The sequence below is a fragment of the Colwellia sp. MT41 genome (assembly GCF_001444365.1).
Taxonomy (GTDB): Bacteria; Pseudomonadota; Gammaproteobacteria; order Enterobacterales; family Alteromonadaceae; genus Colwellia; species Colwellia marinimaniae.
The window spans coordinates 2,022,726-2,046,165 of sequence record NZ_CP013145.1 but is presented as its reverse complement, the minus strand read 5'-3'; the positions used below and the strand labels follow the sequence as shown (position 1 = coordinate 2,046,165).

The 23,440-nt window shown below is 40.4% G+C and carries 12 protein-coding genes; 5 read left to right on the top strand and 7 right to left on the bottom strand.

Going from position 1 to position 23,440, the window contains the following annotated elements:
* Nucleotides 1–228 precede the first annotated feature (228 nt).
* The 4 genes from CMT41_RS08745 to CMT41_RS08730 all read right to left on the bottom strand — a co-directional run bounded on the left by CMT41_RS08745 (nucleotide 229) and on the right by CMT41_RS08730 (nucleotide 7,349).
* Nucleotides 229–1,767, bottom strand: coding sequence for a methyl-accepting chemotaxis protein (locus tag CMT41_RS08745; RefSeq protein WP_058027053.1), 1,539 nt, complete (start codon nucleotides 1,765–1,767; stop codon nucleotides 229–231).
* A 315-nt stretch (nucleotides 1,768–2,082) separates the two neighbouring features.
* Nucleotides 2,083–4,257, bottom strand: a complete 2,175-nt coding sequence (locus tag CMT41_RS08740; protein WP_058027052.1) for a CapA family protein — start codon at nucleotides 4,255–4,257, stop codon at nucleotides 2,083–2,085.
* A 243-nt stretch (nucleotides 4,258–4,500) separates the two neighbouring features.
* Nucleotides 4,501–5,793, bottom strand: a complete 1,293-nt coding sequence (gene gabT / locus CMT41_RS08735) for a 4-aminobutyrate--2-oxoglutarate transaminase (RefSeq protein WP_058027051.1) — start codon at nucleotides 5,791–5,793, stop codon at nucleotides 4,501–4,503.
* Between the two features lie 98 nt (nucleotides 5,794–5,891).
* On the bottom strand, nucleotides 5,892–7,349 hold the full coding sequence (locus CMT41_RS08730) for an NAD-dependent succinate-semialdehyde dehydrogenase (protein WP_057180939.1): 1,458 nt from the start codon (nucleotides 7,347–7,349) through the stop codon (nucleotides 5,892–5,894).
* 135 nt (nucleotides 7,350–7,484) lie between these two features.
* On the opposite strand from CMT41_RS08730, the gene CMT41_RS08725 reads away from it, so the two are divergent.
* The 3 genes from CMT41_RS08725 (at nucleotide 7,485) to CMT41_RS08715 (ending at nucleotide 11,087) form a co-directional block, all read left to right on the top strand.
* Nucleotides 7,485–8,411, top strand: a complete 927-nt coding sequence (locus tag CMT41_RS08725) for a LysR family transcriptional regulator (protein WP_058027050.1) — start codon at nucleotides 7,485–7,487, stop codon at nucleotides 8,409–8,411.
* A 153-nt stretch (nucleotides 8,412–8,564) separates the two neighbouring features.
* Entirely contained in the window at nucleotides 8,565–8,777 is a 213-nt protein-coding gene (locus tag CMT41_RS08720; RefSeq protein WP_157466323.1) for a hypothetical protein, read from the top strand.
* Nucleotides 8,778–9,212: 435 nt separating this feature from the next.
* The gene (locus CMT41_RS08715) at nucleotides 9,213–11,087 is read left to right on the top strand and encodes a DEAD/DEAH box helicase (RefSeq protein ID WP_058027048.1); all 1,875 of its coding nucleotides are present in this window, start codon (nucleotides 9,213–9,215) and stop codon (nucleotides 11,085–11,087) included.
* Between the two features lie 108 nt (nucleotides 11,088–11,195).
* Here the strand turns inward: CMT41_RS08715 and CMT41_RS08710 are convergent, their stop codons facing one another.
* The 3 genes from CMT41_RS08710 to CMT41_RS19515 all read right to left on the bottom strand — a co-directional run bounded on the left by CMT41_RS08710 (nucleotide 11,196) and on the right by CMT41_RS19515 (nucleotide 20,232).
* Nucleotides 11,196–12,842, bottom strand: coding sequence for an N-acyl-D-amino-acid deacylase family protein (locus CMT41_RS08710; protein WP_058027047.1), 1,647 nt, complete (start codon nucleotides 12,840–12,842; stop codon nucleotides 11,196–11,198).
* A gap of 8 nt (nucleotides 12,843–12,850) precedes the next feature.
* The gene (locus CMT41_RS08705) at nucleotides 12,851–14,143 is read right to left on the bottom strand and encodes a M14 family metallopeptidase (RefSeq protein ID WP_058027046.1); all 1,293 of its coding nucleotides are present in this window, start codon (nucleotides 14,141–14,143) and stop codon (nucleotides 12,851–12,853) included.
* A gap of 131 nt (nucleotides 14,144–14,274) precedes the next feature.
* Nucleotides 14,275–20,232 (bottom strand): TonB-dependent receptor domain-containing protein, encoded by a 5,958-nt coding sequence (locus tag CMT41_RS19515; RefSeq protein WP_083494248.1) that lies wholly within the window; start codon nucleotides 20,230–20,232, stop codon nucleotides 14,275–14,277.
* Nucleotides 20,233–20,656: 424 nt separating this feature from the next.
* Between CMT41_RS19515 and CMT41_RS08695 the strand changes: the two genes are divergently transcribed.
* Nucleotides 20,657–21,934, top strand: a complete 1,278-nt coding sequence (locus CMT41_RS08695; RefSeq protein WP_058027045.1) for a diaminopimelate decarboxylase — start codon at nucleotides 20,657–20,659, stop codon at nucleotides 21,932–21,934.
* 134 nt (nucleotides 21,935–22,068) lie between these two features.
* Nucleotides 22,069–23,280 (top strand): sodium/glutamate symporter, encoded by a 1,212-nt coding sequence (gene gltS / locus CMT41_RS08690; protein WP_058027044.1) that lies wholly within the window; start codon nucleotides 22,069–22,071, stop codon nucleotides 23,278–23,280.
* The last annotated feature ends 160 nt before the right edge of the window (nucleotides 23,281–23,440 follow it).

The following is a 23,440-nucleotide window of genomic DNA, read 5'->3' as shown; positions in this document are numbered from 1 at the left end:
TAGACTGAATAGCGTGGCAGAAGAACAGCGCCTTATATCGATGATTTCAACCCATAACGTTGCTGAAATCATTGATAATAGCCGTGCTAATTTACCCGTATGGATAAAGTAGCACGATTTATTTATTGCAAGGTTATAGCCACGCTACTTGAAGCTGCATCTTGATGTGGTTTGGCTATATATTGAAATTTAGCGTCTTATCGTTAAAATTAGTTTCGACTCTGCTGATTATTTAAAGGTGGTACTTAAACCCTCTATTAACTCAGCACTTTTATTGACTTCAATACCACAGTTATTGACCTGCTCAGCTAAATCCGCATTATTTTTCGAGATACCGTCTATGGTGATAATGCTCTGATTGATTTGATTAGCGACAACACTTTGCTCCTCAGTTGCCGTTGCTATTTGCGCGGTCATATCACTTACCATATTGACATTAGTGATAACATTTTCCATTGCTACCGTTATTTTCATGGTGTCTTGTGAGCATTCTTCGGCATTAGCTTTACTGGCCAGCATTACCTTACTCCATTGCTCTAACGTTGTTTGTAACGCTTTTACCGACGTTTCAATTTGCACGGTAGCACCTTGGGTTCTACTTGCTAAGGTTCTTACTTCATCGGCAACCACGGCAAAACCACGGCCTTGTTCACCGGCCCTTGCCGCTTCAATAGCCGCATTTAAAGCCAGTAGATTCGTTTGGTCGGCAATCCCTTGTATTTCAGACATAATGACAGAAATTTTATCGACATCCTTAACTAACTCAAGAGCACTTTCTGCCGCTATGCCAACTTCATCTGCTAGCGTAACTATTTTAGCCTGGGTTACTTTAGTGATCTCAATATTTTGCTGACATTCATCTTGAATATGAACCATTTTATCATGAGTATTGGTGGTATTGGTACTCACCTCATCTATGGTGGCGCTCATTTGAGTGATTGCTGTGGCAAACTGTGCAAGATGAGAGTTTTCCTCATGTATGCCTTCGAGCATTTTATTAGCGGCTTGTTCAAGTTCAGTCGCTACTTTTAGCAAACCTCGGCCTGAATCTTTACTGCGCCCTAAAATGGTGTTTATTCTTGCTTTATATAACTCTGCGGGGTAATTAATGATGCTGGTTAAGCCTTTACCTGAAAATATGTATCGGGAGGGGCTATCAATTGCTATTTTAGTCTGTGCCGCTACCTTTGGAAAAACAAACAACTCCTCGGTAAAAATGATAAAAATGGCCCCTATTGTGGTCAATAAAATAGCCGTTGAGATTAATGGTGCTGAATACTGCCAGTTTGCTATACAAGCAAGCAGGATGACAACGGCAGCAATGATACGTTTTAGACCGGTGTTAGCATTAAAATCGACTACGGATTTGCCATTATTAAAGCCGTCATATAACTGCTGAGCTTTTTGCTTTTGACTATCGGTTGGCTTAGTTCTTACTGACTGATAACCGACAACTTTATTTTTTTCATATAACGGGGTTATATAGGCATCAACCCAGTAAAAACCACCGGTTTTGCAACGATTTTTAACCATACCACGCCAAGAATCACCTCGCTTTAGCTTTTGCCATAAATCAGCAAAAGCCTCCTTAGGCATACTGGTATGACGAACTATATTATGATGTTGGCCAACCAACTCAGCTAGGGAGTAACCTGAGACACGACAAAACTCATCATTAGCGTAAGTTATTCGGCCATCGAGGTCGGTAATGGAGACCAGTTGTTCGGATGCTGAAAAGGTTATTTCATTTGAGGAAGTATGGTTCATTAAGATATATCCAAAAAGGTGAGTCGGTAAAGTAATTTGAAAGCTAAAGTTTAGCTTAGTAATCAAATAATTATCGTTGGAGAGCAATATTAAGCACTTTTATTTGATATAGATCAACATTTAACGTACTAAAATGTAATTTGAATCAACTCCCTTAGTGTAAAATTGTGCTATTGAAAATAATTTGTTAATGCAAGTACAAAAGCTGTTACTGCCATTGGTTTGCTGAGTAGATTATTGACTTATCTCTACACCTTTAATTTAATACACGTCTTTAAAAGCCCAACGATGTGCCGGGCTACTGAACTTGCCAAATTACTCTGTGGTAACAACAACCCCTTTGGCGCTGGTTTTATCCAGTTGACTGACATTAGATAGACCCAAATAAGCCGGTTGACGACTATCAAGGGAAAAGAACGGTGGTGTTGCCTTATCAGTAAAAGCACTGTGCCATTCAATAACAGCAAAATCATCTATTGCCAACTGAGTCGTGCTGCCATCAATGAGTTCAGCTTCAACCATAATGCGGTAACTTTTATAGCCAACTCTGGGTGAATTAAAATCGACTTCCACGCTTTGCCACTTATCACTCCCGGCTAGAACTAGGGTTTTGATTAAGTTTTTAGGGCTGTTTTTAAAAGCATCAAATAATTTTTGTCTGCTTTTTCTGCCCTGCCAGTAATAATGCAATTTAACCGCATTTTTGCTCAGATAGTTCGCTTTAATGGTCATCGGTCTACTGGCTGAATAAACCCGCCAAAAACTCTTCACACCAAAAGTCGTTGTTTGTTGCTTGTTCAGGGCTAAAGACATACTGGTATTACCGCTAGCACCATAATTATTTAAGCTCATGATACTTCTATCAAAAAACAAGCCACGTTCTGGGCTATCAAAGCTTGAAAAGCCTTCAAAATCACTGCCATTGATTAAGTTTTTCCCTAATCGATACTTTACTTGCTCGTTTGGTAAAGATACTGCACTTATTTGTTGATGCCAGGGTAAATGAGTCAAACTCGCTATTTTACTGCCCGGAGCAAAAGTCAGCTTATGTTGCATTGAGCTCTTTTTAACGAACGTCGGCTCAACTAGGTTAAGGTTAACTGACTTAACGGTTACTGACGCCGTTGTTGCCGTATTTTTTGGCGTGATAACACCGTGACCACCTGATTGGCTAATATGGGTATTTCGCAGCTTAGAAAGCACGGTTAAACGCTTCATCACGGTATAACGATTGACCCCAGTTGCAGGGGTTGGTTTATAACCTTTGACATATAAAGGCACTATTTCCGCGCGATGGAATTTTCCTGCATCTAACCACACATACAAGATAAAACTGTGTTGGGTGGCACTAAAATTCTGATCAAAGATGAAATTTCCCATTGAGTAAGCAATTAACTTATTGTTATATAACTCTAAACCTTGGCTTACATGAGGATGATGCGCAATGGCCAGCGCTGCACCATGATCTAATGCCGATTTTAATCGTTGCTCGGTAACGCCTGTTGGGCTACTGGCATATTCTTGACTGCCATGATATTGCACTATGGTGATTCTATCTTGACTTACTTCTTGCTGCACCGAGCTAATAATATTAGCCATCGAACCATAAGCAGCGCCGCCATGTTGATGATTAGCGGTTTGTGTTGGCTCAGAGCGCCCTTCCCAACCGACATAAGCTAACATGGAAAATTCAGTATTATTGATTGTTTGACGATGTGCCTTTAACGCTTGTTGCTCATTCATGCCAGCACCAGAAAAATCCAGTGGACTTTCTTTTAAAAATGCTATGGTCGATGCCATGCCGGGTTCTAAGTAATCATAGGTATGGTTATTGCCTAAACTGACGTAATCAATACCCGCCCATACTAAAGCGTCAAGAATTTCAGGATGCGAATAAAAGGTAACCGACTTAGGCGCGCGTTCACCTGGATTTTTATCGGCTATTTGTGTTTCTAAGTTTACCGCCGCGTAATCAGCGATACTCATATAAGCTTTAATATGCTCAACAATTTTTTTGCTGTCTTTAAGCCGAGTTTCTGGATGAATCAAGATAGCATCACCAAAATAGGGCTTATAATAACGACGGTCCATCATCACATCACCGCCAAAAGCTAGCATTACTCGCTTAGCTTTTTTAGCCACTAGGGTGATATCAGCAAGTACGCCATGGCGATTTTCTGCGGACAAATAGAAAAGTTCATAATGACTAAAGGTTTGAATACTTTTGAAATAGTCTATTTTTGCAAAGCTAAGCTGATAAATAGCTTGTTGCGCCGATGAGTTAGTCACTGGGCTATCTATAGGCATGACAAAACGGCCCTGCTTATCACTGCTCACTGTTTTATTGTTTAGGGTGACATTTACCTCACTAAGGGGTTGTTGTGATTCATCCAGTAAAATACCGGTAATACTAAGACTTTGATTTGCAGTGACATTAGGTTGAAAACCCAAAGCGGCTAAGATAATTATTAGTGTTATAAGCTGTCGCATAGTTATTCCATGTTTTTTGCTAAAAAAGGCTTCAATGAAGCAATGTACTGACTAGTATTACCGAGTATAAACAAGCAAAAGCGCTCAACTACAGCAACAGCCATTCTTATCTATAGATAATACATAACCTAAGGGCATGACTTAAAAGTATGACTTAAAGGTAAAAATGAGTAACTCAGTTTTTAACTGAGTCACTCATTCGTTAGCTTGCCATGTTAGTTAGCTTGTTAGGGTTAATCGCTATTATTTGGCCATTTCGGCAACTACATCAGTAAATAGGCGAGTAAAGTCATTAAGGCCTTCATGCACAAGATCATCACTGATGGTCAATGCCGGTAAAAAACGAATAACATTGCCATAAAAACCACAGGCTAATAGTACTAAACCATACTTAGCAGCATTGGCAATAATGGCTTGGGTTAGCTCAGTATTAGGCTGTTCAACATCACCAGCACAAATAAGCTCTATGGCAATCATAGCGCCCTTGTTTCTCACCTCTAAAATCAGCTCAGGAAATTTATGTTGTAATTGTGACAACTGCTCGTTAAATAGTGCGCCAATGTGATTAGCGCGTGCTATTAAATTTTCTTCTTCAATAATATCAAGTACCGCCAACGCTGCAGCACAGGCAACGGGAGAGCCACCATAAGTTCCGCCCAATCCGCCAGGCAAAGGTGCATCCATAATGTTAGCTTTACCGACAACGGCAGCGATAGGGAAACCACCAGCAATACCTTTTGCCATGGTGATTAAATCGGGCTCAACATTGGCGTATTCAAAATTAAACATTTTACCGGTACGGGCAAAACCGGTTTGAATTTCATCGGCAATTAAAACAATACCGTGTTTATCACACAGTTGTCGCAACGCTTGTAAAAACTCGTTTGGCGCTTGATAAAATCCACCTTCACCTTGGATAGGCTCAACAATAATGGCAGCAACATCGGTTGGCGCAATATCCACTTTAAATAAATCTTCAATGGCTTTAAGTGATTGCGCAACGGTAATACCGTGACAAGCAATTGGGAACGGTGCATGGAAGATATCACCGGGAAAAGGACCAAATAAATTTTTATAAGGGGTTATTTTACCGGTTAACGCCATGGTTAAATTGGTACGGCCATGAAAACCACCGTTAAAAGCAATAATGCCACGACGGCCAGTATGAGCACGCGCTATTTTCACACAATTTTCTACGGCTTCAGCGCCAGTAGAAACAAAAATAGCTTTTTTCTCTGAGTCGCCAGGGGCAATTGCCACTAACTTTTCGGCTAGTTCAACTGCTACTTCATAAGGGTTTACCATAAAGCAGGTATGACTAAATTTTTCCAATTGTGCTTTTACCGCGGCAACAACTTTTGGGTGACTGTGACCGGTATTACACACGGCAATGCCCGTACCAAAGTCGATATAACGTTTACCTTCTACATCCCAAATCTCTGAGTTTTGTGCACGCTCTACATACACTGGGTACATATTGCCTTGCCCGCGGGCAATAACCTGGGTTTTTCTTTGTTGTAATTCTGCATTTGTCATTTTATTTACCTAGTTCAATTTTTCTATCAATCAACTGACCAGCACCATTAATATATCTACTTTAGTGCTGGTTTTTGTAATTTTTACCCTGGGGTAAGCTATTTATCCAAGCCGCCCATACATAAATATTTGATTTCTAAATAATCGTCTAAACCGTACTTTGAGCCTTCGCGGCCATTGCCTGATTGTTTTACGCCACCAAACGGTGCCGCGGCATTAGAAATTATGCCTTCGTTGATGCCAATCATACCGAACTCTAAACCTTCCGCTACTCGCCAAATTCGGCCGATATCACGAGAATAAAAATAAGCCGCTAAGCCATATTCAGTATCATTTGCCATAGCAATCACTTCAGCTTCAGTGTCAAAGGCAATAATAGGTGATACCGGGCCAAATATTTCATTGGCAGCAATGGGCATATCGTTAGTAACATTGGTTAAAATAGTTGCTTGGTAAAAATTCTCACCGGCAGGATCTTTTTTACCACCGGTGATTAATGTCGCGCCAGCGGCAATAGACTGACTTACTAAGCTTTCCACATCACTGACCGCTTGCGCCGAAATCATCGGCCCTATGGTTACGCCGTCAACTAAGCCATCACCCAGGGTTAATTCACTAACCGCTTGGGCAAATTTTTCAGTAAATTGTGCCAGCACAGCTTGCTGTACAAAAATACGGTTAGTGCAGACACAAGTCTGCCCGGCATTACGGTATTTAGACGCCATAGCGCCCTGCACTGCGGCATCAATATCGGCATCATCAAAAACAATAAAGGGAGCATTGCCACCTAGCTCCATGGATACTTTTTTAACTGAGGTAGCACATTGGCTAAGCAAGGTTTTTCCCACTGCCGTTGAGCCGGTAAAGGTGAATTTTGCGATATCAGGGTGCTGTGTTAACACTTCGCCCATGCCGCGCGCATCTTCACCGACAACAACATTGAAGACTCCCGCAGGAATACCCGCTCTTTCAGCAAGCTCTGCCATAGCAAGCGCAGAAAGCGGCGTTTGTTTTGCTGGCCGTACCACAAAGGTACAACCTGCCGCCAATGCCGCCGCCGCTTTACGGGCAATCATGGCGTTAGGAAAATTCCATGGGGTAATGGAGGCAACAACACCAACCGGCTGTTTAATTACTATAATACGTTTGTCATTTGATGGCGCAGGAATAATATCACCGTAAACACGTTTACCTTCTTCAGCAAACCACTCTATAAACGAGGCGCCATAGGCAACTTCCCCCTTGGCTTCAGCTAAAGGTTTACCTTGCTCTAAGGTGAGAATTAGAGCTAAATCATCTATATTTTCCATCATTAAATCAAACCAGTTACGCAATAAAGTCGCTCTTTGGTTCGCAGATTTTGCCGACCACATCGCTAGAGCCGCTTTCGCAGCTTTTACTGCCAGCTTGGTTTCAACCACGCCGGCATTGCTGACCTTGATGATCTCTGCGCCATTGGCAGGATTGGTTACGGAAAACTCAGTGGCACTGCTATGCCAGCTGCCATTAATATAGGAAAAATTTTTCAATAATTGTTTATCAACTAAACCCTTCATAACCTACTCCTTCATAATTGTCTGTGTTTTGCTCTTTTCTCTATGTCCCTATTGAAACCCATAACAAACTCAGGTTAAATATAAAACATTAAACCTATTGTTTGGACTAGACCAAACTTATAGAGAGAATTATTTATGAAAAACACCTCGATCATCCCCAAGCCAGTCACTGAGTATGACTTACGCTTATTGCGAATTTTCAGCTCAGTGGTTGAATACGGGGGTTTTGCTGCCGCAGAGCTGGCATTGGGTATTACCCGCTCAACCATCAGTGTGCATATGTCTAACTTAGAAACACGGATGAAGTTAACGCTATGTCGTCGTGGCCGAGGCGGTTTTTCGTTAACCGAAGACGGCCAAGCGGTTTACCGGGCAGTAATAGAATTATTTGATTCGCTCAATGACTTCTCTTTACTGGTCGGTACCTTGGGCAAAGAGCTAAGTGGTGAGTTGGTCATTTTATGCGCCGATCAGCTAGACTCGTTCAAACAGCAGAAACTGGCGCAAGTTATTCAACAGCTGCACGATGACTCACCCAACTTGCATATTGTTTTAGACGGTGAATCCATTGCCACCATTGAAAAGCAATTATTAAAAGATAAAGCCCATATCGGTTTATTTCCAAGTTATCAGCAGATAGAGGGCTTAAGTTATACCGCCCTGTCAAACGAGCCTATTTACTTATGTTGCGCGAAAGAACATCCCTTTTTTAGTCAAGTTGATAGTGCCATTTCAGAGCAAGCCTTAGCAGAAGTCGCGGCCATTCATCCCGGTATAGATATAGACAGTGAAGGTAAAACGCAGTTAATGAAGCTAAATTTATCGGCTAAGTCATATCAGTTTGATACCCGTAAAGCCATGATCTTATCCGGCCGTTATCTTGGTTATATGCCACAAAGTTATATTCAAGAGGAATTAAACCAAGGTCAAATTCGTATCATTAAACCCAGTAGTCATACCTATCAATTTAACTTGTCCTTGGTGACAAAAAGATCACCCCGGGAAGTTAACAAGGTGAATTTACTTTGCGATATTTTCAAAAAAGTATTTCAAGTGAATTAACTCACGCCCATGCTATACCTTGAAAATACTGTGTCTATCAGGCCATAACCTTTATTTATGGGTGAACAAAACTTAAGTCTTTTCATTTTTTAAAAAAAAATTACATTATGGTAAGCCAAGATGATTAATAACGATTATAACAAGGTGATGATTATGGCTAATACCGACGATGCTCAAGAGCAACAGACCAATAACAACAATAAGCCAGTAGCTAGCTTTGCCACTAGCTCAGCAAAAAATTCAGCGACTAACTTAGCAAGTAATAAGCAATCAATGGCGAGTAACGATAACCAAGAAAGTGCTCCCTTAATGAGATACTTTGATTTTGATGAATGCAATTATAGCTATGTACTAGGTTATAACTAAAGCTACGACGAGAGCTGAACATATAACTGGATGAGTAACAGCCTATTTATAACCATCCGGCGGGTCTTCACCTTCGATATATCTGCCACCGAAGATCCATCCTTAAGCATACTTGGGCTAACAACTCACATAAAAATAAATTAAGTCATTTTGTTAATATTGGATATTGGCTCGTTCTTTCCGTATAGGACTTATTGGGCTGGCTGCATGGATGGTTGGCTAGTTGGCTAGAAAGATTAACGAATAGTTTATAAAGCAATGTCTAAGTATACCTAGATAAATCGTCTGAAAAAAATACAATACTCTCTCTTTTTATTCTTCCTATAAATTAGCCAGCTGCAAACTAATGAAGAATAAAAGTTGCTTTAAGTTTTAGACTTGGCCACTCTTTTGCTATTATGGCGACTTTCCATCACGATAAGGCAGCACCACTGCGTGGCAGTTTTTCAACTTAGAGATTACCAACAAGAAGCCGTTGCTGCGGTGCTCAAACACTTCCGAAAAACCAATGAATCTGCAGTAATTGTTTTACCTACGGGCTCAGGTAAAAGTTTAGTGATCGCCGAGCTTGCTCGCTTAGCAAAACGAAAAATACTGGTGCTGACCCACGTTAAAGAATTGGTAGAGCAGAATCATCAAAAATACGAAACATATGGGGTAACTGCAGGTATTTATTCAGCGGGTTTAAAACTCAAAGAAACTCAACACCAAGTCACCTTCGCCAGCATACAATCGGCCGCCCGAAATCTACATGATTTCAGTGAGCCCTATTCATTAATTATTATTGACGAATGTCACCGGGTTAACCTAGCCAGCCCAGACACATCAAAAGCCGAATTGAAAGACAAGTCAAAAGATGAGTTAAAGCAAGAGTTAAAGGAAGAGTCAAGCACTAACCAGTATCAACAAATCATTCAGAAATTGATGCAGGTTAATCCCGAGGTGAAATTATTGGGTTTAACCGCAACCCCTTATCGTTTAGGCATGGGCTGGATTTATCAAAAGCATTATCGCGGCTTCATCCGTAGTGAACAAAAACGGCCTTTTGATCGCTGTATTTATGAACTACCGCTGCGCTACTTAATTAAACGCAAGTATTTAACCGAACCCAACTTAGTAGATGCCACCATAGAGCACTATGACTTTAGTAGTCTTAGAGAAAACGCCTCGGGCGAATATAGTTCTACGGATATGAATCATCTCTTACATAAAAATCACCGGGTGACTCAAGGCATTATTGAACAGGTCATTGAGTTAGGGCATGAACGTCAAGGCATTATGATATTTGCGGCCACGGTTGAACATGCCAAAGAAATTTTTAGTTACTTACCCGCGACACTGAGTGCCTTAATTACCGGCGCCACCGACAGCACTGAGCGCGATAATTTAATTAAGGCATTCAAACGAAAAGAGATTAAATACCTGGTTAATGTTTCGGTATTAACCACTGGCTTTGATGCGCCCCATGTCGATATGATCGCAATATTACGGCCAACACAATCGGTTAGTCTCTATCAGCAAATAATCGGTCGTGGCCTGCGTTTGAGTGAGAACAAAAAAGATTGCTTGGTGATTGACTATACCGGCAATGATTTTGACCTCTATCACCCCGAAGTGGGTGAGAAAAAACCGAATGACAAAAGCCAGCCGGTACAAGTCGTTTGCCCAAGTTGTGAATTTCCCAATATATTTTGGGGCATCTGTGATGATGACGGTTATTTAGTTGAGCATTACGGCCGACGATGCCAAGGGCTCGTAGCTGAACCCAGTGAAGAGCAAGCAAAAGAGCGTCAATGTGACTATCGCTTTGTCTTTAAAGAGTGCCCGCACTGTGGGGGTGAAAATGATATTGCTGCGCGAACCTGTTTGCAGTGCTTCGAGGTATTAGTTGACCCCGATGACATGTTAAAAAAGGCCCTGCAACTTAAGGATGCTAAAATTATTCGCTGTTCTGGAATGAGTTTAGATGAGGTCTCTGACAAAGGAGCTGATAAGGGAGCTGGCAAGTTAAAAATCACTTACCATGATGAAGAAGGGGCTGAACTCAATGAATCTTTTGATTTTTCTAAACCTAATCAAGTTAAAGCCTTCAATGATATTTTTGCTAAACGCCTTAGTGTTAAAATTGGTGTGCAACTGGGCTCAACTGAGTCATTTGAAGTGGGCAACCTGCAACAAGCATTGCAGCTAGCTAACGTATTACCTTGTCCGGACTTTGTCATTGCCAGAAAACAGAAATATTACTGGCGTATTAAAAACAGAATTTTTGACTATCAAGGTCACTACCGAAAGGCCAATGAACTCAAATAAACTCATATAAGCAAGAATAAAATCGCTGCAAATAGACAATATTACCTATATTAGTTCAAACCGTTTATAAATTATGCGTAGCCGCAGCTTAACTAAAGCAAGTTGAGTTTACTGTATAAATTCTCCGGCTAGAATATCTTGATACTGTGAATTTTCTATCACCAGTGTACCGTTAACAATCACCTGCTCTACGCCTACCGAATAATTATTCCACTGGCTAAAGGTTGCCTTAGGAGCAAAGGCTTGTTGATCAAAAACAATGACATCGGCCTTATAACCTACTTTTAACTTACCACGGTCACTAAGGCCCAGAATTTTTGCCGTTTGCGAGGAACTTCTATTGATAAACTCGGCCATAGTGAGTAACTTTTTATCGACCACATAGGTTTGGTATTTTTTAGGGAAACTGGCGTATTTTCTCGGATGACCGTTAGTGCCATCTGAGGAAGTAACCACCCAAGGTTGCACCATAAACCGTTCAACATCTTGTGGAGACATATTAAAGGATGCCACTCTAACCTCCCCTTCTAGCACTAACGCAATAGCGGTAGCAACAATCGGCAAATTTTTCAGCTCTGCGACTTGCAATAAATTCAAACCTACTAAGGTTTTATCGGTAAACTCGGTTATATAAAGCGAATCAGGGCCACCTCTGCGGCGAATATTTTCAGTGATCTCTTGGCCTAGCTTTTCAGCTAAATCCGCTTGTTTTAAGCGTTGATGAAAAGCTTGTTTAGAATCCGCCATCACCCATTTAGGCATAACCGCACTACGCAGCTTGGTCCCTGATGCTAACCAGGGATATTGATCCGCAGATATCGAAGTACCATTTTGTTGCGCTTGAGTAATTATTGCTATGGCCTGCTCACTTTGCCCCCAAACATCAACGCCTAGTGCTTTTATATGCGCTAAATGCAGGTGAATATCGGCCTTGTCGGCAATATTAATGGCTTCAGCTAACGCGGCAGTAAAACCTATATTAAAGGTACTTTCATCACGTAAATGGGTGTCATAAATACCGCCATACTGACTGGCTATTTTTGCTAAACGGATCACTTCATCAGTGTTGGCATAACTGCCGGGCACATAGTATAAACCCGTTGATAAGCCAATAGCGCCGGCTTGCATTGCCGTTGTTAACAGTGCCGACATTTCCTTGAGTTCTGCTGACGTCGCATAACGCTCGGCTCTACCCATCACTTGTTCTCTTAAACTGCCGTGCCCCACTAATAACGCGGTATTAGTGCCTATGCCATTGGCTGTTAATTTTTCTGCCATGGCCGCGATATCAACGGGGCCACCGCCGTCATTACCATTAATTACTGTGGTGACACCTTGGGTTAAGTAATTTAAATTGTGGTTTTTATCTTTACTTAATAACTCACTCAAAGAATGGGTATGTGGGTCAATAAAGCCAGGACTAACAATTTTGCCTTTGGCATCAATTGTTTTTATCGCCTTAATACTGTGCTCACCACTAGGATATAAGCCGCAAATAATTTTCTGGCAAATGGCAATATCTAGCTGCTGTGCTTGGCTACTGTCACCGGTGTAAACCGTGCCGTTAATGATTAATAAATCAACCTTACTCGCAAACGTAGTTTGTATTGCACTTTGCCCATTATTTTCCACTTTACCTTCATCAAAACAAGCCGTTAATAACGCTAAACTTACTGCCATGGCGATTGTTTTTTTATTAAGTGACTTTTTAGCTATCACTTTCATAGCCAGAAATTTCACATCAAATATACTCATAAAAGGTCCTATTGTTTGTCATGGTCAACGTCTGATAACATATTAATCATCAGTATGTTAGCTGATTTAAAAGCAATACGTTTTATCTTAGTACGATCGGTATTATCACCCATTTCATAGGTAATGGCATGAATACCAAACTTATCAGAGAAATACTGCTTTGATACACCTAAATCAGGATTATTACCGGGTCTTAGTACCACGTTAAAATTAGGCATTTGACGGTCGAGTTCAGCTAACCAATGTCTGACAAAATAAGCCTTTTCAATACCGTAATCAACTGGCATGGTGTAAAAGATATCACTTTTGGTGGAGTGAAAATCTATCGCAAACTTTATTTTTTGTCCTTGAGCAACCAATTGCAGTAAATAATCATTGATCAGGCTGGTCTCAACTTGTGTGAAATTTACCCAGTCGCGGTTTAAATCTAAACCATTGGCATTACTACGCCAATTTCCCGCATCAACGCCATCTGGGTTTATGTTTGGGATAACTAAAACATTGTACTTTCTTAGAAAATAATTACTGAGTTCGCTACTTGATAACAGTGTTTCTACAAAAGGAAATAGTGCCAAAGCACCGGTAACTTCTGGCGGATGTTGTCGGCCTAGAATAATCACCCATTCATTAGTCTGGGGATTTCTGCTTTCAATTTTATAGATAGGCCGCCCTTGTGTTGATAGCCCTAAGACACTGTGGGTAAAGCTATTTTCATCGGTTAATTTCTTAGCCCAATCTACATAATATTGATTATTAATGATTTCTTGGGCAGCAATAATAATCGGCTTAGGCGATGCTGTCACCTTCATGATTAAGCGCTTACCTTTTATCTTATATTTTTGCAGTTGCCAGGTTTTACCATCACGACTGATTTTTGGCGGATACCTATGATTATCACCACGAACTCTCATGGTGATTTTAATGTCAGTGTTTTGCTCAGCCTGTATTTTAAAAGCATACCAAGGGCTTGAATTTATCGGGGTATTTTCAGGGACTAAAATAATGTCGAATTCATTTTCAGCAACGCGCTTACATTCGTCCATACGGCCCGCGGCAAAGTTAGCGGTTAACCTGACCTTACCAATAGCGCAAGATTGATTCGTTATACTCGTTAGCTTAACGGGTTTAATTGCGCTAGTAAGAGAGGTTTCATCAGCCGAGCTTATGACACTAGCGGTTAGTTGCTCTGTTGTCGTGTGTGCAACAACAGACGGGCTTTCTTTTTCAATAACATGAGCAGTAGTACAAGAAAACAAGAATAGGGGTAATAACAACGAAGAAGTTTTCAATAATTTCATCATATTTTCTAATTGTTAGTTGCTTTGCATTAATATGGCTCGACTAGTATTAACTAACCGAGCCATAACGTTTATCGTTTACTTATAATGAATAAAGGCTTAAATTAATAAAGGCTTAAATTAATATGGCTCGACTAAAAAGTTTTGCTCAGATTCATGTACAAGTAACGACCACGGTTTGAATGATAATCACCCGAGTAACCATGCCAATAATTATCGGCTACTGGCGGCTCTTCATCACCGATATTTCGAACGCCTATTCTTACATACGAACCCTCTAACATAGTACCTTCTGAGAATCTATAAGAGCCATACACATCAATAGTAGTGAAGCTATCTATAGGTAAAAATACTTTTTCATCATCAATTTTTACGTCCGTGCTGGTATCAATAAATTCACTAACATAATTTAGACTAACACCCGCGCCCCAACCATTAAATCGCCAGTTGAGTGAGCTTTTAGCGCGCCATTCTGGGCTACCATCTTGTAAGATTTGATCGCCTACCCCTTTAACTGTGACCTTCTCAAGGTTAGGGTATGTTGCTAAATCTTCTTGTGCGGCAAGTACCTTGGCTGAAATTTCATCAACAGAAACCTCATACTTAGATAAATACGCAGCATTAACGTTAAATTCAAAGTCACCAATGGCCGTTTCAAAATCATATACTATGCCAAAATCAATACCCGCCAGCTCTTGCTTGGAAGCATTTTTATATTTGTTTCGTACTTCGCTAACGGTACCATCAGTACCACGAATTACCGTAGGCTCACTTGAGCCTTGTTGTTGTAGGATATAATCATAGGCAATTACGGTGTCATAAGGTGTTAGGAAAACTAGGTTTTCTTGCTCAATATTCCAAGCGTCTATGGTGAAGGTTAAGTTGTCGGTCGGTTCAAAGATGATACCAAAAGAAGTATTCACGCTGTCTTCTGACTCAAGATTTGAATTACCTAGACGGTTGTCAATAATGGCATAACTATCATCAAGTACCGGATCATATTTACTACTACGACGTGGCATACTGCTATTATCAGCACTTTGCTGTAAACCCGGTACTTTAAAACCACCGGCATAAGAGGCGCGTAAACTAAGCCAGTTGGTCGGTTTATAGAAGAAAGCAACTTTAGGCTTTAAGGCATCGCCAGCATCGGAGAAGTTTTCATAACGTGCGGCAAGTTGCACTTCTGCATACTGCTCACCACTGTCAAGTAATGGCAAAATCACTTCCGCAAAGACTGAGCCAATATTACGACTTGCACTGGCATCTGAGGTGGCACTACTGCCGTATAAAGAACTGTCATTAACCACACCATAGGCATCGGTAAAAGGTCTACTGCCATCTACATACTGGTCTCTGTCACTTGAATAGGTTTCACGACGAAACTCAATACCTACCGCTAGGCCGGCATCTCCTGCTGGCATTTCAAAAATTTCACTATTAGAAGCCTTAAAATCAATAGAAGCTAAGCTAGTTTTTGAGTCGACATGGGAATTAACCATAAATAGGTCGCTAATTGACGAAGGCACTAACGGTACATTGCCGATAGTATTTGGGTTATTGACATCTGCACCACCAAAAATATTATAGGCAGTGTTTTTATCGGTACTGTTAACTGCGGCAGCAAAGGCATTTACATCAACACGGGTACTGCTATCGTTAGTTTCAGCTGCACTATAAAAAGCCGCACTTTCCCAATCCCAATCCGCCATATAACCTCTTAAGCCAGCAAGCACTCTAAAGCTGCTATCATCAACAACAACGGTTCTTGGTCCAACATCAACGGGGCGATATTTACGCACAATCACTTCTTCGCCAAAAGGGTTATAGAAAGCATCAGCGCCAACGGTAAATTGATGTTTACTACCACCATGGTTTTGCTCGGATTGATTTGAAAGTTCCGCTTGGTAATAAATTCCTTCGGCAAACAACTCTAAATCTTCGGTAAGTTCATGGGTAAAATGGGTGTAAAAGTTAAGTCTTTTAACATCAGAAGATAGTGGTCGTGTGGTACCGCGATCAAAACGGAGATCTCGACCAGTACTGCCTTTGTCGGCACAAACACCTTCAACCGCAAGGGGCGAATCAACACAGCCAGACATGGTATCAGGTTGTAAATGAAACTTGCCTAAGGGATGATTTAGAATGTCTTGTTGGTATTCTTGCGCTAAAACTGCAGGAAATGCCGATAATAAGTACTTTTCGAAATAACTATCGGTTATTAATTGTTTTTCTCGTAATAAAGCATCATGGACATCCATTTTAGAATAGGCCATCAACACGGCCAACTCAGGCCGAGTTAGCCCTTGTTGAGCAACACTTCTCGCTTGTAACTCTTCATCATCGGGTAAGTATTCTAACTCCCGATTTAGACCGACACTATTGACCAAGTATTGGCTTAAACGGGTAAAACTATCGAAATGAGATTGGCTATTCGCTTCATCAATGCTTAACGCTTGCGCTTGATAATAATTATTACGCAACACCATAGCAGCAACTTCGTCTGTCATACTGCCTAATAGGCTATTACGTTCCGTTTTAGTCATGTTTTGCTTATCGACTATGCCATTAAGCAATATTTTTATATTTACTTCCGCGTCGGAACAATTAACGCCAGCGGAGTTATCAACCGCATCGGTATTTATTTTACCGCCGCCTTTGGCAAACTCTATTCTGGCCAATTGGCTGCAACCTAAATTGCCTCCTTCAGCAATCACTTTACACTGTAATTCATTGCCATTAACCCGTAACAGATCGTTAGCCTTATCCCCTACTTCAGTATTCATTTCACTACTGGCTTTGACATAAGTGCCTATGCCGCCAAACCAGAGTAAATCCGCCTGGCAGAGTAAAACATGACGGATTAAGTCATTCGGTGATAACTGTTTAACCTTGCTATCAATATTCAGTAACTGTTTTATTTGTGGTGTTAACTCAATATGCTTGACCGAGCGGCTAAAAACCCCACCACCGGCAGACATTAACGCTTTATCGTAATCTTGCCATGAAGAGCGTTCCAGCTGATAAAGTCTGCTGCGTTCAACATAACTCAAAGCGCTGTTAGGTGTTGGGTCGATAAATATATCGCGATGATCAAAGGCCGCCACTAGTTTTATAGTTTTTGAAGATAACATGCCATTACCAAAGACATCTCCAGACATATCACCGATACCTATAACACTGATTTCATCTTGTTGAACATCAATAGCCATCTCGCTAAAGTGTCGCTGTACTGACACCCAAGCACCTTTGGCGGTAATACCCATTTTTTTATGGTCATAGCCAACACTGCCGCCCGAGGCAAAAGCATCGCCTAACCAAAAGCCATAATCATCAGCAAGAGCATTAGCAATATCTGAAAAGGTTGCCGTGCCCTTATCCGCAGCAACAACTAAATAGCTATCATCACCATCAAAACAAACCACGTCTTTCGGTTTAACTATACCGTCAGCGGAATTATTGTCGGTTAGATCTAATAAGGCAGAGATAAACACCTTATAACAGCTAATGCCTTCGTTAAGAATACTTTCGCGTGAGCCGTTAACCGGCAATTGCTTAGGTACAAAGCCGCCTTTAGCGCCTTGTGGCACTATAACGACATTTTTAACTTGTTGGGCCTTAACTAATCCCAAAATTTCAGTTCTAAAGTCTTCTTGCCTATCAGACCAGCGCAAACCTCCTCGAGAGACAGGGCCAAACCGTAAATGCACACCTTCAACTTGTGGTGAATAGACAAAGATTTCAACATAAGGCCTAGGCTCTGGCGCATCATCAATTTCACCACTGCGAATTTTAAAAGCGCAATAGTGTTTAGGCTCACCGCTTGGTGAGACTTGATAAAAATTCGTTCTTATCGTTGCCGAAATAGCCGCAATAAAGTTACGCAGAATTCTGTCGTGGTCTATTTTTATCACCGTAGTGAGACTTGCTAATAACTCAGCTTTGATGACCTCAGCGTCTGCTTCGCGTTGAGCAATACTTTGATCACTTAACGTAAATCGTGTTTCAAATAAGTTAATTAATCCGTGAACAATATCAGGGTAATGGCTCAAGGCTTGTTGGTAGTACTCTTCAGAGTAACCCAGACCTAATTGACGTAGGTATTTGCCATAGGCGCGGATAATAACAATTTGCCTAATGTTGAGATGAGCAGCCAGTAATAACTTGTTATAGCCATCACTTTCAATTTTACCGGCCCAAACTTGCGCGAGTGCTTGTTCTAAATTAATTTTTAAAGCACCAATATCTGCATCACTCTTGGGATACTCAAGGGTATAGCTATAAATATTGCTACGGGTGCCACTAGTTGCTTGATTATAACTATTATTACCCCCCTGGCTATTGGCGTTAGTCTTAGCTAAGTTCATTTTGAAACTAAATTCATCCAAGGGTCTAAAGTCAAACTGCTCTAAAATAGGAATAGAGTCACTCAAGGCAATGCTATGCCCTAAGGTATAAATATTTAAGGTAAGCTCATTGCCTTTACCTTGTGCTGACCGATAAATTTCAAATTGATAGGGATTTTTAATCGTTAAACGCTCTAGATTTTTTATCGCTCTGATGGCTTGTTTAGCGGTAAAATGCTCTCGATAGCTTTTAGAAAAAGCGCCCTTATATTTTTCCAGCAACTGAGTCGCTTGTTTGCCACGCCATAACTGGCTGATTAGTGTATTTAAATTTTCACTCCAGCTTTGTATTTTTCTTTCAATGCTAGCGATAAGCGTCGAGATATCTATTTTTTTCCTAAGATCTTCGCCTTTTTTAACAATGAAATGCCATTGAGCGAGGTAATTATCATTAAGCATGGAACGACGAGATAAGATTTCACCTTGATAAGCCGAGGTTAACTCATGCTCTATTTCTTCGCGTAAATCGGTACAAAAAGCATCTTGTGAAACAAAGACCAACACCGACACTTGTCCATTAAAGTCATTTTCTCTGATAAATGCGCCTGATTGAGTTTTGACGTTAAGATTATCTATGCTCTGCGCTAAAACCAGTAATTGCTCAACGCTACTTTCATATAACTCTCTTTTCGGTAAAACTGCGAGAATATGCATGAAATTACGATAATCGTGGCTATCTAGCTTCAAGCAAAGCAGTTGTAAAATCTGCGTTAATTTAGCATTTATAAAAGGAATTTTATTAGGGTGCAGGTTATTAGCAACTTGGGTGAATAAGCCCGAAAACTGATGAATAGCAAGCAGATCGCCTTGCTTAGAAAACGTCTTAACACTGACTATATCAAGATAATCATGTCTATGTATCGTTGACTTTAGCAATGACTTACTGACCATCATTGCATTGCTGCTAGCAATAAATCGACTAAGCTCCGCGGATGAAAGTATTAAGGCATCATTGCTGGTGGTAATCTCATCATGAAAAACACCTAAACAGCCCGTTACTGGTTCCGCGTTACCAGCCTCATCTATTGTTCTAACATTATAGCCAATAAAAACAAAGTGTTGATGACAAAGCCACGATAAGAACCTTTCGGTGCTATGGTCACTTAAACAAGAGGCTTGATGACTTATTTTTTTACTTTTAGTCATCATTAACGGCCAATCTTGACTTACTTTCGCTATATCAGCCAATAGCTTATGGATAGTTTCGACCAGTTCGCCCATCACATTTGTCGCTAACGGATTGGCAAGCTCAATATATAGAATCGACTCGTCATCAGTACAACCTAATGAGGTAGTGGTGTTATGCGCATATATTTTTTTTCGATTAACCACAGGGTGTAACAATAAATTAATTTTATAGCCCTGAGCTTTTAATAACGCAGAAATTGAATCAACAATAAAAGCTTTATCATCGGTAATAATATGTATGACTGAGCCTTCGGCCAAGACACCTTGTTGGCGTCGATTTTTGATGATAACTTTATTTTCATTGGCGCTACGACCAGCAAAGGATTGCCATAATAAAAAAGCGGTTTGATAACGCTGTAATGTTGACAGCATGTGTAAATCAACATTGAGTAAGCTGTTAAACATTTGTTGAGAAAAACGTTCAAAAACAGAAAGATCTGCCTGATGATAGTTCTCATTGATAAAACGACATAATTCTAAATCAGGTGTAACAGTCACGATAAATTGCCTTATTGTTATTATAAAAGCCCTTCCCTTCAGGGGAAAGGTGCTACGCCAAAGGATTAATTATTAATACAATGGCTATACAGAAAAGCGTAGCTAGTACGGCTTTTACAGGCAAATTCATTTGTTTTACTAAGGTATAACCAAACGTTGTAGCAAGTTTAATGGCAATTTATGCTGAGTACTTTTTAACTGGTCATCTTTAAGAGCAATTGCCGTGGCATTTTAAATGGGACTTTGAGTCGCAGTTTCTCTAGCAGTATGGGCAAAGTCACTAAAGGGCATAACCCCAAGTTATTACCTAACAAAGATTAACTATTACCCCTTTTCATATTGTTACCTTATCTTAAGGGTATCGAAAAAGAATCATCTGTTATACCAACAGTGGCATGTTTCCTTCATTCAAAAAGATACCAATATGAACAGAAAACAAAATATAATAACAACAGCTATCAACGAACACGCTATCGATAATAATTTAACCGCTATTGGCGTGATGGATTTAGACGGTTTAAGAAAAACCGTTAGTGATGTTTATGACGCTTTTCCCGCTAATTTTTTTCATACCTTTGCAGTAAAAGCCAATGCCTTAGTTAAGGTATTAGCGCCACTACGTGAATATGGTATGGGCGCGGAGGTGGCGAGTCCTGGCGAGCTGTTAATCGCCCTTACCGCGGGTTTTACCGCACAAAATATCATCTTTGATTCACCCGCAAAAACCCTACAAGACTTACGTACCTGTATAAAAACTGGCATAGCACTTAACATTGATAACTTACAAGAGCTTGCGCGCATTGATGCGCTAATGCTGGAATTTCCTGACAGTAAATCTGTCATTGGTTTTCGTGTTAATCCACAAATTGGTGGTGGTAAAATAGGCTCAACCAGTACCGCGACCACAACGTCCAAGTTTGGTTATGCGCTACTAGATAAAGATAACCGTCAAACCCTCATTGCCATTTATAAAGCCCGTCCCTGGTTAAATAGTATTCATACTCACACTGGTTCACAAGGCTGTGAACTCACCTTAATGGCCCATGGCATCAAGGTCATTACCGAGCTAGCCGAAGAAATAAACGCTGTCATTGGTACTCAGCAAATAACACGTATAGATATTGGTGGCGGTTTACCGGTTAATTTTAGCTCGGAAGTAATCAAACCAAGTTTTAAAGATTATGCAGAGGTATTAAAAGCACAAGTACCGTTATTATTTACCAACAAGTATCAGGTAAAAACTGAATTTGGCCGTGCTATTGTCGCAAAAAATGGCGTTATTATTACTCGGGTAGAATACACAAAAAATGCTGGCGGACGCCATATCGCCACGACCCATGCTGGTGCGCAAATTCTGACTCGTACCGCATTTTTACCTAAATCATGGCCAATCAGAGTCACTGGTTATAGCGCTGAAGGCATAGAAAAAACAAAAGATAACTCAGCAGTAGTAACTACCGATGTTGCTGGCCCCTGTTGTTTTGCTGGTGATCTCATTTGCAGTAATCAACAGTTACCTAAATTAGAACTCAATGACTATGTCATGGTGCACGACACCGGTGGTTATTACTTTAGCAATCATTTTGATTACAACAGCTTACCTCGAGTAGCGGTTTACACTGTCAGTGGTGAGGATAATGACTTAACAATGACATGCATACGAAAAGCAGAGTCCCTAGAAGATGTTTTAAACAAGATGTAAGCGCTTTTAAACCGAGCGTAACCCATCGTCAGCAAAAATCCTCATACTAAAAACAGCCTAATTAAAGTCACTCTTTAACGATACGTTATTGACTGAGCTTAGCCTTGGCGCATAACTATAAAGTGAGTTTAATCATGGACCTAAATATAGGCATCTTAGAAACGTTAGTGGTGGCGCTAATGATTCTTTTTTCAGGTTATTTTTGTAATAGCAAAGTAGCTTTTTTACGTAACAATAATATTCCAGAGCCCGTTGTCGGCGGTATACTATTTTCAATAGTAGCCGCCATCGCCCATAGCTTTTTTGATATTCACTTTAATTTTGATATGAGCTTTAAAAACCCGTTAATGACGGTATTTTTTACCACAGTAGGCTTAGGGGCAAGTTACTCGTTATTAGTGAAGGGTGGTCCAAAAGTTATCTTGTTTTTAGCGGTAGCGACTTTATACCTACTGCTACAAAATGCCCTGGGGGTTTCCTTAGCCATCAGTGCCGGCATGGATCCTTTAATGGGCTTAATTGGTGGCTCTGTCACTCTCTCTGGTGGTCATGGTAATGGCGCTACTTATGCCGATTTATTTATTAGTGAATACAATATGCCTTCGAGTGTATTTGAACTAGCTATGGCAGCAGCGACTATGGGCTTGGTGTTAGGTGGCTTAGTTGGTGGCCCAGTCAGTAAAAGGCTAATTAGTCGTTATAATCTTAAAGCCGATAGTTATCATGAAGAGCTTGATGATACGGTAACCTTTAATCCAGAAGATCATGATTTAGTGACGCCAAAAAAAATGATGGAAACCTTATTCATTATTTTATTATGTATGTCGGTTGGCCATGTTATTTACCTACAGTTAAAAAGTAATGATGTGATTTTACCGGCCTTTTTAATGCCACTTTTATTTGGCGTCTTAGCGACCAATTTAACTGAGCTTTCTAAACGCTACACTATCAGTAGAGCTTGTATTGATTTATGGGGCACTATGGCTTTGTCGATCTTTTTAGCCTTAGCCCTGATGTCTCTAAAAGTATGGGAATTGGCTAACCTAGCCCTGCCCATGATCCTTATTATTTTAGTGCAAACTTTTATGTTGATAATGTTTGCTTATTTTATTACCTTTAGGGTCATGGGAAAAAATTATAATGCTGCCATTATTGCCGGTGGTCACTGTGGTTTTGGTTTAGGAGCAACACCTACCGCGGTTGCTAATATGGAATCACTGGTCGCTAGATATGGCCCCTCTCCGCAAGCATTCTTAGTGGTCCCTTTAGTGGGCGCGTTCTTTATAGATATTACTAATGCCCTGGTGATTCAGCTGTATTTAAGCCTGCCATTTGTAACCCCTTAGTAGATTAGCACTGCTCATTTAAAAAGTTAAAATAAACGCCTGGTCAGCTTTATCTAGTGAAGTTTATCCTATAACCTAAGGTTATAGCTTAGAACTAGTTTCAACTATTAATAGTGAGTAATATTATTTACTCATAAGCGCTTATTTAATCCTTTTTATC

Bases quoted from the DNA above. Each gene is read 5' to 3' on its own strand.
- CMT41_RS08745 (WP_058027053.1), bottom strand. From the start codon at position 1,767: ATGAACCATACTTCCTCAAATGAAATAACCTTTTCAGCATCCGAACAA.
- CMT41_RS08740 (WP_058027052.1), bottom strand. From the start codon at position 4,257: ATGCGACAGCTTATAACACTAATAATTATCTTAGCCGCTTTGGGTTTT.
- gabT (WP_058027051.1), bottom strand. From the start codon at position 5,793: ATGACAAATGCAGAATTACAACAAAGAAAAACCCAGGTTATTGCCCGC.
- CMT41_RS08730 (WP_057180939.1), bottom strand. From the start codon at position 7,349: ATGAAGGGTTTAGTTGATAAACAATTATTGAAAAATTTTTCCTATATT.
- CMT41_RS08725 (WP_058027050.1), top strand. From the start codon at position 7,485: ATGAAAAACACCTCGATCATCCCCAAGCCAGTCACTGAGTATGACTTA.
- CMT41_RS08720 (WP_157466323.1), top strand. From the start codon at position 8,565: ATGGCTAATACCGACGATGCTCAAGAGCAACAGACCAATAACAACAAT.
- CMT41_RS08710 (WP_058027047.1), bottom strand. From the start codon at position 12,842: ATGAGTATATTTGATGTGAAATTTCTGGCTATGAAAGTGATAGCTAAA.
- CMT41_RS08705 (WP_058027046.1), bottom strand. From the start codon at position 14,143: ATGATGAAATTATTGAAAACTTCTTCGTTGTTATTACCCCTATTCTTG.
- CMT41_RS08695 (WP_058027045.1), top strand. From the start codon at position 20,657: ATGAACAGAAAACAAAATATAATAACAACAGCTATCAACGAACACGCT.
- gltS (WP_058027044.1), top strand. From the start codon at position 22,069: ATGGACCTAAATATAGGCATCTTAGAAACGTTAGTGGTGGCGCTAATG.